Source organism: Mycobacterium hubeiense (assembly GCF_002838065.1).
Lineage (GTDB): Bacteria > Actinomycetota > Actinomycetes > Mycobacteriales > Mycobacteriaceae > Mycobacterium > Mycobacterium hubeiense.
The window spans coordinates 64,985-81,208 of the sequence record NZ_PIZU01000015.1 but is presented as its reverse complement, the minus strand read 5'-3'; the positions used below and the strand labels follow the sequence as shown (position 1 = coordinate 81,208).

Below are 16,224 nucleotides of genomic sequence, written 5' to 3'. Positions count from 1 at the left end.
ACACCATGTCCGTCGGGCTAGGCATGCCCGCACCGCCTGCGCCCACGCTGGCGCCGCGGCGCAAGACGCGTCAGCTGATGGTCGGCAACGTCGGCATCGGCAGCGAGCATCCGATCGCGGTGCAGTCGATGACCACGACCAAAACCCACGACGTCAACGCCACCCTGCAGCAGATCGCCGAGCTCACCGCGACGGGCTGCGACATCGTCCGGGTGGCCTGCCCGCGCCAAGAAGACGCCGACGCGCTGCCCGAGATCGCCCGGCACAGCCAGATCCCGATGATCGCCGACATCCACTTCCAGCCCAAGTACATCTTCGCCGCGATCGACGCCGGCTGTGCTGCCGTGCGGGTGAATCCCGGCAACATCAAGGAATTCGACGGCCGGGTAGCCGAGGTCGCCAAGGCCGCCGGCGACGCCGGCATCCCGATCCGCATCGGCGTCAACGCCGGCTCGCTGGACAAGCGATTCATGGAGAAGTACGGCAAGGCCACCCCCGAAGCGCTGGTCGAGTCCGCGCTGTGGGAGGCGTCGCTGTTCGAGGAACATGGCTTCGGCGACATCAAGATCAGCGTCAAGCACAACGACCCGGTGATCATGGTGGCCGCCTACGAGTTGCTCGCCGAGAAGTGCGACTACCCGCTGCACCTCGGCGTCACCGAGGCCGGCCCGGCGTTCCAGGGCACCATCAAATCCGCGGTCGCGTTCGGCGCGCTGCTGTCCAAGGGCATCGGCGACACCATCCGGGTGTCGCTGTCGGCGCCGCCGATCGAAGAGGTCAAGGTCGGCAACCAGATCCTCGAATCGCTGAACCTGCGGCCGCGCGGGCTCGAGATCGTGTCGTGTCCATCCTGCGGTCGCGCGCAGGTCGACGTCTACACGTTGGCCAACGAGGTCACCGCCGGGCTGGACGGGCTCGACGTCCCACTGCGGGTGGCGGTGATGGGTTGTGTCGTCAACGGACCGGGCGAGGCGCGCGAGGCCGACCTCGGCGTCGCGTCCGGAAACGGCAAGGGACAGATCTTCGTTCGCGGCGAGGTGATCAAGACCGTGCCCGAGGCGCAGATCGTCGAGACCCTGATCGAAGAGGCCATGCGGATCGCGGAGGAACGGGGTTCCGATGATGCCAGCGGTTCGCCGGTTGTGACCGTAAGCTGAGTGCGGTAACACCGGCCGCTTACGCGGAACGAGTCACAGGACACATTCAATGTCGGCTCCGCCGCTTTTTCGCCTCGTCGACGCGGGACGGGTGTCGGTGGTGCGCGACGCCGTATCGGTGCGCCAGGTGCTCGACGAGGATCCGGTCGGCTCCTGCATGGTGGCCTCGCGCGTGGCCGAGCACGGCGTCGACCCCGGCGGCATCGGCGGGGAGCTGTGGACGCGGCGCCACGCCAGCGAATCGCTGTGTTACGCCGGAGCCAATCTGATCCCGCTGCGCGGTGAACTCGGCGACCTGAACGCGTTCGCGGACAAGGCCATGAGCACGCCGCGACGCTGCTCGTCGCTGGTCGGCCGCGCCGAGCTGGTGCTGCCGATGTGGCGGCGCCTCGAACACGCCTGGGGCCCGGCCCGCGACGTGCGCGAACATCAGCCGCTGATGGCGCTGAGCACGGTGCCGCAGTGTGCGCTCGACCCCGAGGTGCGCCCGGTGCGCATCGACGAGCTCGACGCCTACCTGGTCGCGGCCATCGACATGTTCATCGGCGAGGTCGGCATCGACCCCCGCATCGGCGACGGCGGCCGCGGGTACCGGCGACGGGTCGCCGGACTGATCGCCGCGGGCCGGGCGTGGGCGCGCTTCGAACGCGGCGAGGTGGTGTTCAAGGCCGAGGTCGGCTCGCAGTCCCCGGCCGTCGGCCAGATCCAAGGCGTATGGGTGCACCCCGACTGGCGCGGGCGCGGCATCGGCACCGCAGGCACCGCCACGCTGGCGGCCGCTGTGGTGCGCGGCGGCCGGATCGCCAGCCTGTACGTCAACAGCTTCAACACCGTCGCGCGCGCCACCTACGACCGCATCGGATTCCAACAGGTGGGCACCTTCGCGACCGTGCTGCTGGACTGACGTCTACGTTGGACGGCATGACCTCCGATCCTGACCGCACGGTGGCCCGCCGAGAGATCGCCGACGCTCTGGTGCGCGCACTCGAACGCCGACACGAAGTGCTCGACGTCATCGTCGATGCCGAAGACTCCGCCGCCGCGGTCGATGCGATCGCGCAATTGCTCGGCACCTCGCGGTTGGGCGGTGAGGCGGTGATGGCCCTGTCCTTCGACCGACTCACCAAGGATTCGCGCCGCAGGATCGCCGCCGAACTCGACGATCTCAACACCCAGCTCAGCTTCACGATGGGGGAGCGCACCTCGGGTGAGAACCTGACGCTGCGCCCGTTTGCGCCCGACTCCGATCGCGACATCTTCGCCGCGCGCACCGACGATGTGGGTGCTGCGGGCGACGGCTCCGGTGCCCCCGCGGGCAGCCTGGACGACGAGATCCGCGCGGCGCTGGCCCGCGTCGACGCCGAGGAGGCGGTGTGGCTGGTGGCCACCGATGGCAGCCAGAAGGTCGGCATGGTGTTCGGTGAGCTTGCCGGGGGCGAGGTCAATGTGCGGATCTGGATCCATCCCGACCACCGCAAGCAGGGCTACGGCACGGCCGCGCTGCGCAAGGCGCGCTCGGAGATGGCCGCGTACTTCCCCGGTGTGCCGTTGGTGGTGCGGGCTCCGGCCGCAGGGGCTTAATCGCGGGCGTGGCTGAGTAATTCGTCGACGGACCACTGATCGTCGGCGTGTTCGCCGTACTTGGCGGCCACCACCCGTCCGCTGGGGTCGATGAGAAAGTCGGCCGGTAGGCCCAGGCGCCCGCCCGGTTGTCGGAGTGCCGGCGCACGGAATCGGCCGCGTGCGGTCGTCACGACCCCGCGCAGAATCGTCCCCCACGCGCGCGGATCGAGCACCGCCCGCGGGCTCGACTCGACGCCGAACTCGCGGTAGTAGCGCTTGTCCGGATCCGCGACGGTGGCGAACGGCAGATCCGCGGTGTGCGGGCGCAGATCGTCGGCGGGCGAGTGGAAGAACACCACCTCACGAATGCCGGCCGCGGTGATTTCATCGTGGCGCTGGGCGATAGAGCGCAGGTGCAGATTGCAGATGGGACAGCCGGCGAACCGGCGGAACTGCAAGTGCACCAATCGTTCTGGATCGGGCACGCGGATGCGTTCCCCGGTGACGGTGGTCAGCTCGCGGTCGGTGACCTGCTCCATGGCATTCCTCATAGTTGGCGTAACAGCCTATGCCTACCAAGGTGTTCCTCCGCGAGACTGTCGTTATCGAGACGTTGTGCGAGTAGGGGCCTCGATAACGACAGTCTCGCGGAACCATCACCCGTGGATCTCGGTGCGCCTGCCAGGGATGGCCACCATATCGCTTTAACATCTGCCCCAATGGCAACTTCGCTCTCACTAGCATCACGGGTGACATGTCTCCTGACGGTGGCCGTGTTGATCGCCGCGCTCAACGCGTGCACGCCCCGCCCGGACGGACCCGAACCGGCGGCCGAGCAATTCTTTGAAGCACTGGCCACCGGCGACACCGCCGCGGCGGCGGAACTCAGCGACCGGCCGGCCGACGCCCGCGCCGCGCTCAACGAGGCATGGTCGGGGTTGCAGGCGGTTCGGCTGGACGCTCAGATCGTCGGCTCGAAATTCTCCGAGGACACCGGCAGCGTCACCTACCGCTACACCTGGCATCTGCCCAAGGACCGCACCTGGACCTACGACGGTCAGCTGAACATGGTGCGCGACGAGGGCCGCTGGCAGGTGCGCTGGACCGCCACCGGGCTGCACCCCCGGCTCGGCGAACACCAGACCTTCGCGCTGCGCGCCGACCCGCCGCGGCGAGCGTCGGTCAATGAGCGTGGCGGTACCAGCGTGCTGGTGCCCGGCAATCTCTACCACTACGCGCTCGACGCCAAATCGGCTGGCGCACATCTGATGTCGACCGCCCGCGCGGTCGCAGATGCGCTGCGGCCGTTCGACAACACGATGGACGCGCAACGACTGGCCGAGCAGGCCAGCTCGTCGGCGCAGCCGCTGAGCCTGATCACCCTGCGCCAGTCCGACCACGATCCGGTATCCGCCGCGATTGCCGCGCGCCCCGGCGTGGTCATCACCCCGCAAGCGGCGATGTTGCCCACCGACGAGTCTTTCGCACCGGCGATCATCGGCCAGGTCAAAGAAGCGGTGCGCGACGAACTCGACGGGAAGGCCGGCTGGCGCGTCGTCAGCGTCAACCAGAACGACGTCGACGTCGACGTGCTCCACGAGGTCCCCGGCGATGCGGCGCCTGCGGTGACGATCAGCCTGGACCGCGCCGTGCAGAACGCCGCCCAGAACGCCGTCAACACCACCGGCAAGAAGGCGATGATCGTGGCGATCAAACCGTCAACCGGTGAGATCCTCGCCGTCGCGCAGAACGCCGCCGCCGACGCCGATGGACCCATCGCCACCACCGGGTTGTACCCGCCGGGGTCGACGTTCAAGATCGTCACCGCCGGCGCGGCGATCGAGCGCGACATGGCCACACCCAACACGCTGCTGGGCTGCCCGGGCACCATCGACGTCGGGCATCGCACCGTGCCCAACTACGGCGGCTTCGACCTGGGCACCGTGCCGATGTCACGCGCGTTCGCCAGTTCGTGCAACACCACGTTCGCCGAACTGGCCAGCAGGATGCCCCCACGAGCGCTGACCCAAGCCGCGGCCCAGTACGGCATCGGGCTTGATTACCAGATCGAGGGCCTCACCACGGTTTCCGGCGATGTACCGCCGACGGTCAACCTCGCCGAACGCACCGAAGACGGCTTTGGGCAGGGCAAGGTGCTGGCCAGCCCGTTCGGCATGGCATTGGCCGCCGCCACCGTGGCCGCCGGTAAAACCCCTGTGCCGCAACTGATTGCGGGGCGTCAGACGGTCGTCACCGGTGACCGCACACCGGTTACGCCGGAGGTGGTGGACAGTCTGCGGCCGATGATGCGGTTGGTGGTGACCAACGGCACCGCCGAGGCCATCGCTTCGGCCGGAGACGTGCGCGGGAAGACGGGTGAGGCCGAATTCGAGGGCGGCTCGCACTCGTGGTTCGCGGGCTACCGCGGCGATCTCGCGTTCGCCGCGCTGATCGTCGGCGGTGGCAGTTCGGAATACGCGGTGCGGATGTGCAAGACGATGTTGGACGGATTGCCCCCGGATTATCAGGCCTGAGTAACCTGTCCGCAGAGGGCGATGACAGAAACCAACCACGAGTCAGTGCTGCGCGTCTCGGACGCCGACCGCAACGGCACGCTGCGGCGGCTGCATAACGCCGTTGCGCTCGGGCTGATCGACATCGAAGAGTTCGAGGAACGCTCGGCGATGGTGTCGCGGGCGCGCATGCGCTCCGATCTCGACGCGCTCGTCGGCGACCTGCCCGGACCCGCCGCGATCGTCACCTCGGCGGCCGATCGGGTGGAGCTGCGCGGGATCCTCGGCTCTCTCAAACGCCAGGGCGAATGGACCGTGCCGACCCGGCTGGCGTTGGTGCGACGGATGGGGTCCGTCGACTTGGACCTGACCCGGGCGCGCTTCGCGGGGCCGATGGTTCTCATTGAGCTGGACATGAAATTCGGCGGTGTGGACATCCGGCTGCCCGAGGGGGCGAGCGCGTCGATCGACGACGTCGAGGTCATCGTCGGCAGCGCGCATGATCACCGCAAGTACGCCCCGGCCGAGGGCACCCCGCACGTCATCCTGACCGGCAAGGTGGTGTGCGGTTCGGTGGACATTCGCGGCCCGCGCAAGTCCTGGTTCGGCCGCGCGCCCAAGGCCTAACGCCGGAACAGCTGGGTGCCGATGCGGACCAAGCGTTCCCAGCCCGCGGGGCGGCCGACCAGTTTGCCGATCAGCGGGGTGGAGTCGAAATACGAAACGCGTTCGGCGATCAGCCCGTTGGTGAAGGTGAAGCGGTCGACCGCATCCCAGGAGATGGGCTTGCCGCCGTAGGTTCCGCTCAGCGTGAATTCGATGAACACCTCGTGTTTACCGTGCGCGACGCGGTGCACGTCAGCGTGCAGGTCGGGCACCAATGCGAACAGTCGCTGGAACGACTCGCGGCAGGCATGCTTGCCGCGCAGCGTGCCCATCATCGGCTGGGTCAAGACGATGTCGTCGCTCCACAGTGCCTCGTGCTTGGCCAGATCGGGAGTGCGCCAGGTGTCGGCGAACTGTTCGGCAAACCGCGTGGCGAATTCTTCGTCGACGACGTCGAGGCTCATGCCTCCAAACTTAACGCCGGTCGAGGACGGCGAAGCTCAGCGTCGCGCGTGCGGCGAGGCGGTCGCGGGCCACGTCGGTCACGTCTACCGCCGTGACGATCAGCCGTCTACCGGCGCGCACGATCGTCGCCTCCGCCCGCGCAGGCCCCTCCACGACGGGCGCGAGAAAGTGCACGTTCATATCGGCGGTGGTGACGTCCTGGTCGGCGCGCACATGGCGGCCCGCCAACCGTCCGGCGGCGATGTCGATCAGCGTCGCCACCAATCCGCCCTGCAGGGCGCCGCGGATGTTGGTCAGGTCGGGCCGGTTGTCCATCTCGACGATCAGCCGCTCATCGGTTTCCAGCACGTCGCGGAACCCCATCTGGCCGAGCAGGTGGCCGGGCGACGTTTCCATCGGCGTCGACTCACTGAGCATGCCTAACGGTATCATCGTTCTCCAAAATTGAGATTCCCGTTCTCTTGGTTACCCTGGCGTCATGCCTGTTCGCACCGCTCTTCGCCCCGGCGTGCTGTCACCGACGCTGCCGGTGCCCAACTCCATCCCGCGGCCGGAGTACGCGTGGAAGCCGACCGTCAAGGAGGGCAGCGAGCCGTGGGTGCAGACACCCGAGGTGATCGAGAAAATGCGCATCGCCGGCCGCATCGCGGCGGGCGCACTGGCCGAAGCCGGCAAGGCGGTCGCGCCCGGTGTGACGACCGACGAATTGGACCGCATCGCGCACGAATACATGATCGATCACGGCGCCTACCCGTCGACGTTGGGCTACAAGGGTTTCCCGAAGTCGTGCTGCACGTCGCTCAACGAGATCATCTGCCACGGCATCCCCGACTCGACGGTGATCGAGGACGGCGACATCGTCAACATCGATGTCACCGCCTACATCCACGGCGTGCACGGCGACACCAACGCCACCTTCCTGGCCGGCGATGTGTCCGAGGAGCACCGCCTGCTCGTCGAGCGCACCCGGGAAGCAACGATGCGCGCGATCAAGGCAGTCAAGCCCGGGCGCTCGCTGTCGGTGGTCGGGCGGGTCATCGAGTCGTATGCCAACCGCTTCGGCTACAACGTGGTTCGCGATTTCACCGGCCACGGCATCGGCACCACCTTCCACAACGGGCTGGTGGTGCTGCACTACGACCAGCCCGCGGTGGAGACGGTGATGGAGCCGGGGATGACGTTCACCATCGAGCCGATGATCAACCTGGGCGGGCTCGATTACGAGATCTGGGACGACGGCTGGACCGTCGCGACCAAGGACCGCAAGTGGACCGCGCAGTTCGAGCACACGCTGGTCGTCACCGACGACGGCGCCGAGATCCTGACCCAGCTGTGACGGTCGAGTGTGCATCAACCGCGTTCAGTGTGCGTCCACCGCGGCGGATCACCGAAATCTCCGCAGCCAACGCACACTCGACGCGGTGAGCGCACACTCGGCGATGCCATGACCGCAGGCGCGCTGCTGGTGGCCGGCACCACGTCAGACGCCGGCAAGTCGATGGTGGTAGCCGGGCTGTGTCGACTGTTGGCCCGCAAAGGCATTCGCGTCGCACCGTTCAAGGCGCAGAACATGTCCAACAACTCGGCCGTCACCGTCGAGGGCGGTGAGATCGGCCGAGCGCAGGCCATGCAGGCCCGCGCCGCGGGGCTGGCGCCCAGTGTGCGATTCAACCCGATCTTGCTCAAACCGGGCAGCGACCGCACCTCGCAACTGGTAATCCGCGGCCAGGTCGCGGGATCGGTGGCGGCCGCGGACTATATGGCGCACCGCGAGCGCCTCATGGCCGTGGTGGCCGACGAATTGGCCTCACTGCGAAGTGAATTCGATGCAGTGGTCTGCGAGGGCGCCGGATCGCCCGCCGAGATCAACCTGCGCGCAACCGATCTGGCCAACATGGGATTGGCGCGCGCCGCCAACCTGCCCGTGGTGGTGGTCGGCGATATCGACCGCGGCGGTCTGCTGGCTCATCTGTACGGCACCGTCGCGGTGCTCGAACCCGAAGACCAGGACCTCATTGCGGGCTTTGTGGTCAACAAGTTTCGCGGCGATCCAGCACTGCTGGCGCCCGGGCTGGATCAACTGCAGGCCCTGACCGGACGGCCGACCTACGGCGTCGTTCCGCATCACGACGGGTTGTGGCTCGACACGGAGGACTCGGTGTCGGTGCAGGCCGGCCGCATCGTCGGTGATCCGCAACCGCCGCGCGGGCACGAGTGGCTGACGGTGGCCGCGATCCGGTTGCCCCGTATCTCCAACTCCACCGATGTCGAGGCGTTGGCCTGCGAACCCGGTGTGGCGGTGCGCTGGGTCGCCGACCCCGCTGACCTCACCGGGGCCGACGTCGTCGTGATTCCCGGCAGCAAGGCAACGGTGGCGGACCTGGCGTGGCTTCGGGAGCGCGGTCTGGCCGATCGCATCACCGCGCACGCCGCCGACGGCAAGCCCGTGCTGGGCGTGTGCGGCGGGTTCCAGATGCTGTGCCGGCAGATTGACGACCCGGTGGAATCGAACGCCGGCCGTGTCGAGGGGCTCGGGCTGCTCGACGCCGACATCGTGTTCGCTGCGGACAAGACACTGCGCCACTGGGACGCACCGCTGCACGGCTACGAGATTCACCACGGTCAGCTGGCCCGCTGCGCCGAAGGGGAGTGGCGCCACGTGGGCATCCGGCGCGGCGCGGTATTCGGCACACACTGGCACGGCGTGCTGGACAACGACGCGTTCCGGCGGCAGTGGCTGACGGAGGTGGCCGAGGCCGCCGGCCGGAGCGGGTTCGTCATCGCCGACGACGTGGACGTGGCCGGTCGCCGGGACGCGCAACTCGACGTGATGGCCGACCTGCTCGCCGCCCACGTCGACGTCGACGCTCTCCTCGGCCTGCTCGAGCACGGGTCACCGAATCGACCACGGATCAGTACTAGCCTGAATTCATGATCAGGCGGCGCGCCGGGGCGTCGGCGCTGCTTGTCGTCCTGGCGCTGCTCACCGGCTGCGTCGGCTCGATCACCGGGGTCCCGACCTGGCCGGGTGCCCGGCTGGAAAAGGTGCTGCTCACCGAAGCCGACTTCCCGGCGGGAGTGCAGTACGAACGCATCGCAGAAGATCCGGGGCGGCCCGACGGTGTCGGCGCGCCGCCGGCCATGCTGTCCTCGCCGCGCGGGTGCTCCGACGGGCTGACACGCGTGATCGCGAACTCGGCCGAACGTGGGCCGGGCAGCGCCGCGGAGTATCTCGTCGCCTACGACGGCGCACGGATGGTGATCACCGTGCTGACGTGGCCGCTGAACCTCGACGAACTGGCCGCCGCCGCGCAGCGATGTGCGCATTTCGAGGCGTTCTTCGACCCGTCCGCGGACGGCATTCCGATCACCACCACCCGCCTGGAGACGCCGCGCGCCGAGGCGCTGGTTTATCAACAGACGATGACGCTGGAGGGTGTGGACAGCAGCGTCTACTTCAGCTTCGAGAACGTCGACGACATGGCCGTCTTCGGGATCGCCTTCCCCACACCGAATCCGGCGGTTGCGGTCAAAGGCGTGCTGCCGCAAACGTTTCTGGACATCACGAGCAAACAGGCTGAGCGCCTGCACTCGGGTTGACGTGCACGTCAGAGCGGGAAATTCGACCCGCCGACGGCCCATTTCGCTGTAGCGTGACCAAATGCCGTCCAGCATGGTCACCGTCGACGGGTTTCCCGTCGCGGTCGATGTGGCGGGCCCCGAGAAAGGCTCCGCCGTCGTGGTGCTCGGTGCAGCACATCACGCGCCCGCCGCCTACGATCCCGTTTGTCAGCGGCTGCACACCGCGTCGCTGCGCACCATCGTCGTCGGACCCGATCCACGGCTGACCGCCAAATCGGTGGTCGGCATTCTCGACGCGCTCGACATGAAGTGGGCGCTGCTGGTCGGAGACCGCGTCGGTGGTGAGCTGGCGTGGGAGCTGGCGGCCACCCGGCTGGACCGATTCACCGGACTGGTGGTGATCGATCGGGGCCATCCGCGGGTCGCCGACCTCACCGGAGTGATTCGCGATGAGCACTGCCCGCCCGTCGAGATGAACACCACCGCGCTGGTCAGCACACCTGCTGCGCGGGCGGTGGCCAAGGCCAGCCAGCGTTACGTGTACGGAGACTTCCGGCTCGTCGACTTGCTGGGCCGGCGTAACGCTCAGGAATCCACCGCACAGCTGGCGGCCGAAATCGTGCTGCGCACCAGCAACTGGTAACAAATCGCGCTCAGTCAGGCGCCACTGGGTCTGATTCTCGGCGCCCTGCCTTCGCGCATTCGCGCTCAGTCAGGCGCCACTGGGTCTGATTCTCGGCCCCCTGCCTTCGCGCATTCGCGCTCAGTCAGGCGCCTCGGAAGGCATCCACGCTTGCGGCAAACCCGGCTGCCCCGGGAACAGATAGTCGACGAAAGCCGCTGCGGTGGGCTGGGGTTCGTGATTGGCCAACCCGGGCCGCTCGTTGGCCTCGATGAAGACGTACTCGTCGCCGGTGATGTCGGGTACCAACAGGTCGATCCCCGTGACGGGGATGCCGATGGCCTCGGCCGCCGTCACGGCGACCCGGCACAGTTCCGGATTGACCTCGGCGGTGACGTCGTGGATGGTGCCGCCCTGATGCAGGTTGGCGGTGCGGCGCACGCGCAGGCGTTCACCTTCGGGCAGCACGTCGTCGAACGACCAGCCGGCCTCTTTGACTGTCGCCTCGGTGACCTCGTCGATCGGGATGCGTGATTCACCGCCGGTGGCCGCCGCTCGCCGTCGACTCTGGGCTTCGATCAGGTCGCGGACGGTGTGATGCCCAGTCCCGATGACCTCAGCGGGTTTTCGGATGGCGGCGGCCACCACCTTGCCGTCGATGACCACCAGTCGCAGATCGTCACCGGACGCCCGTTGCTCGATGAGTACTTCCGGATGTTGTTCGCGGGCACGGGCCAATGCCGCGTCCAACTCGTCGGGGCCGTCGACGCCGACCGTGATGCCCTTGCCCTGTTCACCCCGCGTCGGTTTGACGACGACATCGCCGACGTCGGCCAGAAAGGCGTGGTCGTCGGCGTCGAACGTGGCCAGGCGGCCCTTCGGCACCGTGATGCCGGCCTCGGAAACGATTCGGCGGGTCTGGCGTTTGTCGTCGCATCGGGCCATTGCCACCGCAGAGGTGAACTCCGACAGCGACTCGCGGGTGATCACGGTGCGGCCACCATGTGACAGCCGCATCTCTCCGGCGCCCGCGTCGAGGACCTCGACCCAGATGCCGCGGCGCATCGCTTCATCGGCGATGATGCGCGCGTACGGGTTCAGATCGTCCACGGTTTCCGGTGGATGAGTGAACAGCGGTTCGTTGATGGCGTTCTTGCGCTTGACGGCCAGCACCGGAACCCGTTGGAACCCAAGCTTTTCGTACAGCGCGATCGCCGCGGTGTTGTCGTGCGCCACCGACAGATCCAGATACGCCCGGCCGCGATCCCGGAAGATCGCCGCCAATGCTCGCGTCAACGCCTCGCCGACTCCGGGCAGGCTGGCGGCCGGATCGACAGCCAGTGTCCACAGACTCGCGCCGTTCTCCGGATCGGAGAACAGCCGCTTGTGGTCGACACCGGTCACCGTACCCACCACGGTGCCGTCGTCATCACGCACGGCCACCAGATACTCGACGGCGTCGGAGTTGGTGTGGTTGTCCCAAATGACGTCGACGGGCGCCGGCACCATCCCGCACCGGACATATACCCGGTTCATCGCGTCGGCGTCGTCGGGGTCTTGCAACGTTCGCACAGTGAATCCGACTGGCGGCGGAGCAGGTTCGTCATCATCGGAGAACCGCAACCGATAGGTGTGGCTCGGATCGATGAACAGTTCGGCAGGTGACCGAGCGATCAGCACATGGGACTCGCGCGCGTAGATGCAGATATCGCGACGCCCCGGCTCCTCGCGCTGCAGTTCGCCGGCCAGCTTCTCCGGGTCGGCGAACGTCTGCCCGAAAATCAGTCGGCCCCAACCGAGTTCGAGCACCACGTCGTCGGCCATCTGCTCCACCAGATGCGGCGGCGAGGAGTCGTGCAGACCGAGCGTGATGGCCTCGGGGTGGTCACGCGCCGTCATGCCGCCGCCCCGGCAATGCCGTGCTTCTGCAACCACAACTCCAGCAGCGCGATCTGCCACAGCTCGTTACCCCGCAGCGGCGTGAGCCGGCCGTTGGGATCGGCCAGCAGCCGGTCGACCGCATCGGGCCGAAACAGCCCGCGCTCCTTGGCTTCTGGCGCATACAGCGCATCGCGGACCATATCCAGGTACGGTCCTTCCAAATGCGTCAGTGCGGGCACCGGGAAGTAGCCCTTGGGCCGGTCGATGACGTCGGCCGGAATCACCCGTCGCGCAGCTTGTTTGAGCACACCCTTGCCGCCCTGTGCGGTCTTGTACTGCGGCGGACAACTGGCGGCCAGCTCGACCAGATCGTGGTCGAGGAACGGCACCCGGCCCTCCAGCCCCCACGCCATCGTCATGTTGTCGACGCGTTTCACCGGATCGTCGACGAGCATCACGGTGGTGTCGAGCCGCAGTGCCCGGTCGACACCGGTCTCGGCGCCCGCTTGGGCGAAATGCTCGGTGACGAACTGACCGCTGGGGTCCCCCTCGGCCTGGTAGGCCTCCGAGATGAGCGCGTTGACTGCGGCGGTGTCGCGGTCGAAGAACGCGCCCCGATAGCTGGCCACGGAACCGTCGAGCGTCGCCGCGTCGGGCTCGGCCATCGGCGGATACCAGTGGTAGCCGGCGAACACCTCATCGGCGCCCTGGCCCGATTGCACCACCTTGACGTGTTTGGCCACCTCCTGGCTGAGCAGATAAAAGGCCACGCAGTCGTGGCTGACCATCGGTTCACTCATCGCGCCGATCGCGCCGTCGAGCGCAGGCAGCATCCGGTCGGTGCCGATGCGGATCTGATGGTGGTTGGTGTCGAAGCGCTCGGCGATGACGTCGGAGTAGCGGAACTCGTCGCCCTCGACACCGCCCACCGATTCGAAGCCGATCGAGAACGTCGCCAGCCCGTGCTGGCCGGCCTCGGCGAGCAACCCGACGATGAGGCTGGAGTCGACGCCGCCGGACAGCAGGCAGCCCACGGGCACGTCGGCCACCAGCCGGCGTTCGACCGCGACCCGCAGCGCCTCGAGAACCGCATCCTCCCAGTCTCTTTCGGACCAGTCGGCACGATCGGCGCGGCGGCTGAAATCGGGCGACCAATACGTGGTGGTGACCCGGCGGCCATCGGGTTCGATGGCCAGCAGCGAGGCGGGTGGCACCTTCGCGACGCCGCGCAGGATGGTCAGTGGCGGCGGAACCACCGAATGGAACGTCAGGTAGTGGTGCAGCGCGACGGGGTGGATGCGGGTGTCGACACCGCCGCCGGCCAGCAGCGCGGGCAACGACGAGGCGAACCGGATGCGGTGGGCGTCCTCGGTGATGTACAGCGGCTTGATGCCCAACCGGTCGCGGCCCAGCAGCACGCGTCCGCTGTCGCGTTCGACGATCGCGAACGCGAACATGCCCTTGAGGTGGTCGACGAACGAATCACCCCAGTGGTGATAGGCCTTCAGCAGCACCTCGGTGTCGCTGTGCGAGAAGAACCGATAGCCGGCCTCGGCGAGTTCACGCCGCAGTGCCTGGTAGTTGTAGATGCACCCGTTCCAGCAAATGGCCAGTCCGAGGTCGGAGTCGACCATCGGCTGAGCGCCCGCTTCGGACAGATCGATGATTTTGAGGCGACGGTGGCCCAGCGCAACCCGACCCTGCGACCACACGCCCGCCGCGTCCGGTCCACGGGGCGACATCGCCTCGGCCATCGCCGAGACTGCAGTGACATCAGGTGTCTGGCCGTCGAGACGCACCTCGCCGGTGGCTCCACACACCCAATTGACCCTACCCGGGTGACGTACCGCGCGCGTGACGGCGTCGTAACGCGGTCGCTACCAGGCCTTCGGCCAAGACCGCCCAAAAACCGGACGCGGGCATGGTGGCCGCGCCCAACGCGCCGATCGCGGTGATGCCGGGCCCCAGCGCGGGTGCGATGGGGGCTTTGCGCTGCCCGGAACGGCGCACACTTTCGCCGATGGTGATGAACGCCAGGCCGCCGACGAAGAACCACAGCGCGGTTTGCCGACGTTCGCCGTCGAGGGTGCCCAGCTTCGCGTCGGACGCCGAGCCGATGATTCCGTCGCGCAGCATGCCCGCCACCTGGCGGCGGTAGAGGTAGCCGCCGAGCGCGTTGTGCAAGACGCCGGTGGCGATAATCGCTTCGCCGAGCCGCTGAGTAGGGCGGTCACTGCACATCAGTCGGTGTGGCCCTTGAGGATCTCGTCCTCGATCGTCCCGCCGAGTCGCTCCTTGTCCAGTTCGAAACCGTGCAGGCCGCCGGTGACCGCGTACTCCTCCTCGGGGGAGAGCACCAGCCGATGACGGGTGTAAAGCCCGAACACCAGCAGTCCGATCGCGTAGAACACCACTGTCGCGATGATCGCCGGCCGGTACGTCGGGTTGATCAACACGGCGACGAACGTGACCGCGGCGATGACGAACGCGACGATCGCGCCGGCGTTACCGGTCGGGCTGACCCACGGCCGCCGGGCGTTGGGGAACTTCCGGCGCAGCAGCACGAACGAGATCATCTGCAACATGTAGGCCAGCACCGCGCCCCACACCGCGATGTTGAGCACGACGTCGCCGGCGCCCTCGTTCCATTGCACGATGAGCAACGCGACGAAGCCGATGACCGCGCCGGTCACCAGCGCGATGTACGGTGTCTGGCGAGTTCCGGTGAGCGACAACGCTTTCGGGTAGTAGCCCGCCCGGCTCAACGAGTACATGTTGCGGCCGTAGGCGTACATGATGCCCTGCAGGCTGGCCAGCAGACCGATCAGCGCGAAGCCGGACAACACGGCGGCCAGGTCGGCGGGCATGAACGAGCGGAAACCGTCGAGCAGCGGCTCGCCCGACGCGGCCAGCGCGGCCGAGCCGGTGACCGCGGGGTTGAGGAAGAACACCAGAGCTCCGGTCGCGACCAGGGTGACCAGGCCCCAGATGCCGGCCTTCGGGATGTCCCGGCCCGGCTGGTGGGTCTCCTCCGCGGCCAGCGGGAGTTCCTCGATGCCCAGGTAGAACCACATTGCGAAGGGCAGCGCGTACAGAATGCCGAGGATGCCGAACGGCAGGAACGAACTGCCGCCGGCCTCGGCCGGGATGTCGAGCAGCCTGCCGAAGTCGATGGCGCCGTTGGCGATCGCGAGCACCGCGAACAGCACGAGAATGCCGATCGAGATGATCGCCACCACGAGCGCGAACTTGAACGACAGCTCCGCGCCCCACGCGTTCAACGCGACGAAGATCGCGTAGAGGATGATCCACCACACCCACGCGGGCATGGACAGCCCGAACAGCTCGGCGGTCACCGCGTCGGCGTAGCTGGCGGAGAAGTACACGATCACCGCGGTGGTGAATACGTACTCGATGGTTTCGGCGAAGCCGGTGACAAAGCCGCCCCACGGTCCCATCGAGGCCCGGGCGAACGAGTACGCCCCGCCGGTGTGCGGCATCGCGGCCGCTATCTCACCGATGGAGAACAGCATGCCGAAGTACAGGACGGTGATCACGATCGACGCGATCAGCAGACCGCCCCAGCCGGCTTCGCCGAGCCCGAAGTTCCATCCGGAGAAGTCGCCGGAGATCACCGCCGCGATGCCGAGCCCCCACAGCCCCCAGAATCCCGCGGTGCGCACCAGCTGGCGCTTTTCGAAGTACCCCTCACCGGCCTGGTTGTAGGTGACGCCGGAGGTCTTCAGCTTGTCGTCTGCCATCTGCGCTCCTTGGAATATGCGGCGCGGGGAAGGGGGCAACGCTCGCCGCATTGGGAGAATAGAATGTCCAAAGG

At 67.6% G+C, this 16,224-nt stretch carries 16 protein-coding genes; 9 read left to right on the top strand and 7 right to left on the bottom strand.

Annotation, left to right across the window (positions count from 1 at the left end; all coding sequences use genetic code 11):
* Window positions 1-5 precede the first annotated feature (5 nt).
* From ispG to CWS39_RS13755, 3 genes are read left to right on the top strand one after another with little or no spacing between them, the layout of a single operon-like run.
* Window positions 6-1,157 (top strand): flavodoxin-dependent (E)-4-hydroxy-3-methylbut-2-enyl-diphosphate synthase, encoded by a 1,152-nt coding sequence (gene ispG / locus CWS39_RS13765; RefSeq protein ID WP_102143486.1) that lies wholly within the window; start codon window positions 6-8, stop codon window positions 1,155-1,157.
* Window positions 1,158-1,206: 49 nt separating this feature from the next.
* Window positions 1,207-2,061, top strand: a complete 855-nt coding sequence (locus tag CWS39_RS13760) for a GNAT family N-acetyltransferase (RefSeq protein WP_102143485.1) — start codon at window positions 1,207-1,209, stop codon at window positions 2,059-2,061.
* 17 nt (window positions 2,062-2,078) lie between these two features.
* On the top strand, window positions 2,079-2,738 hold the full coding sequence (locus CWS39_RS13755; RefSeq protein WP_102143484.1) for a GNAT family N-acetyltransferase: 660 nt from the start codon (window positions 2,079-2,081) through the stop codon (window positions 2,736-2,738).
* Here CWS39_RS13755 and CWS39_RS13750 read toward each other — a convergent pair.
* Entirely contained in the window at window positions 2,735-3,271 is a 537-nt protein-coding gene (locus CWS39_RS13750) for a peroxiredoxin-like family protein (protein ID WP_233213504.1), read from the bottom strand. The genes CWS39_RS13755 and CWS39_RS13750 overlap by 4 nt on opposite strands.
* Before the next feature lie 168 nt (window positions 3,272-3,439).
* On the opposite strand from CWS39_RS13750, the gene CWS39_RS13745 reads away from it, so the two are divergent.
* Entirely contained in the window at window positions 3,440-5,254 is a 1,815-nt protein-coding gene (locus tag CWS39_RS13745; protein ID WP_102143482.1) for a penicillin-binding transpeptidase domain-containing protein, read from the top strand.
* Between the two features lie 21 nt (window positions 5,255-5,275).
* A complete protein-coding gene (locus tag CWS39_RS13740; RefSeq protein ID WP_102143481.1) occupies window positions 5,276-5,860 on the top strand; it encodes a DUF1707 SHOCT-like domain-containing protein in 585 nt (194 codons plus the stop codon).
* On the opposite strand, the gene CWS39_RS13735 is transcribed toward CWS39_RS13740, so the two are convergent.
* Together CWS39_RS13735 and CWS39_RS13730 are read right to left on the bottom strand one after the other, a co-directional pair.
* Window positions 5,857-6,303 carry a nuclear transport factor 2 family protein gene (locus CWS39_RS13735; RefSeq protein WP_102143480.1) on the bottom strand — a complete coding sequence of 149 codons (447 nt, stop codon included), beginning with the start codon at window positions 6,301-6,303 and terminating at the stop codon, window positions 5,857-5,859. The two genes, CWS39_RS13740 and CWS39_RS13735, sit on opposite strands and share 4 nt — an antisense overlap.
* 10 nt (window positions 6,304-6,313) lie before the next feature.
* Window positions 6,314-6,700 (bottom strand): PaaI family thioesterase, encoded by a 387-nt coding sequence (locus tag CWS39_RS13730; RefSeq protein WP_102143479.1) that lies wholly within the window; start codon window positions 6,698-6,700, stop codon window positions 6,314-6,316.
* A gap of 82 nt (window positions 6,701-6,782) precedes the next feature.
* Between CWS39_RS13730 and map the strand changes: the two genes are divergently transcribed.
* The 4 genes from map (at window position 6,783) to CWS39_RS13710 (ending at window position 10,529) form a co-directional block, all read left to right on the top strand.
* A complete protein-coding gene (gene map, locus CWS39_RS13725; RefSeq protein ID WP_102143478.1) occupies window positions 6,783-7,640 on the top strand; it encodes a type I methionyl aminopeptidase in 858 nt (285 codons plus the stop codon).
* A gap of 108 nt (window positions 7,641-7,748) precedes the next feature.
* Window positions 7,749-9,239, top strand: coding sequence for a cobyric acid synthase (locus CWS39_RS13720; protein ID WP_102143477.1), 1,491 nt, complete (start codon window positions 7,749-7,751; stop codon window positions 9,237-9,239).
* Complete coding sequence (locus tag CWS39_RS13715; RefSeq protein ID WP_102143476.1) at window positions 9,236-9,904, top strand: hypothetical protein; 669 nt, start codon at window positions 9,236-9,238, stop codon at window positions 9,902-9,904. The genes CWS39_RS13720 and CWS39_RS13715 overlap by 4 nt, the downstream gene beginning before the upstream one ends.
* A 61-nt stretch (window positions 9,905-9,965) precedes the next feature.
* Window positions 9,966-10,529 carry an alpha/beta fold hydrolase gene (locus CWS39_RS13710; protein ID WP_102143475.1) on the top strand — a complete coding sequence of 188 codons (564 nt, stop codon included), beginning with the start codon at window positions 9,966-9,968 and terminating at the stop codon, window positions 10,527-10,529.
* Window positions 10,530-10,649: 120 nt separating this feature from the next.
* On the opposite strand, the gene ngg is transcribed toward CWS39_RS13710, so the two are convergent.
* The 4 genes from ngg to CWS39_RS13690 are packed head-to-tail and all read right to left on the bottom strand — an operon-like array spanning window position 10,650 to window position 16,150.
* Window positions 10,650-12,407, bottom strand: coding sequence for an N-acetylglutaminylglutamine synthetase (ngg, locus tag CWS39_RS13705; protein WP_102143474.1), 1,758 nt, complete (start codon window positions 12,405-12,407; stop codon window positions 10,650-10,652).
* Window positions 12,404-14,209: an N-acetylglutaminylglutamine amidotransferase gene (locus CWS39_RS13700; protein ID WP_102143473.1), complete on the bottom strand. Its 1,806-nt coding sequence runs from the start codon at window positions 14,207-14,209 to the stop codon at window positions 12,404-12,406. Before CWS39_RS13700 ends, ngg begins: the two co-directional genes overlap by 4 nt.
* Before the next feature lie 10 nt (window positions 14,210-14,219).
* Window positions 14,220-14,630, bottom strand: coding sequence for a DUF6463 family protein (locus CWS39_RS13695; protein WP_102143472.1), 411 nt, complete (start codon window positions 14,628-14,630; stop codon window positions 14,220-14,222).
* Window positions 14,630-16,150: an amino acid permease gene (locus CWS39_RS13690; RefSeq protein ID WP_102143471.1), complete on the bottom strand. Its 1,521-nt coding sequence runs from the start codon at window positions 16,148-16,150 to the stop codon at window positions 14,630-14,632. Before CWS39_RS13690 ends, CWS39_RS13695 begins: the two co-directional genes overlap by 1 nt.
* Window positions 16,151-16,224: the final 74 nt, after the last annotated feature.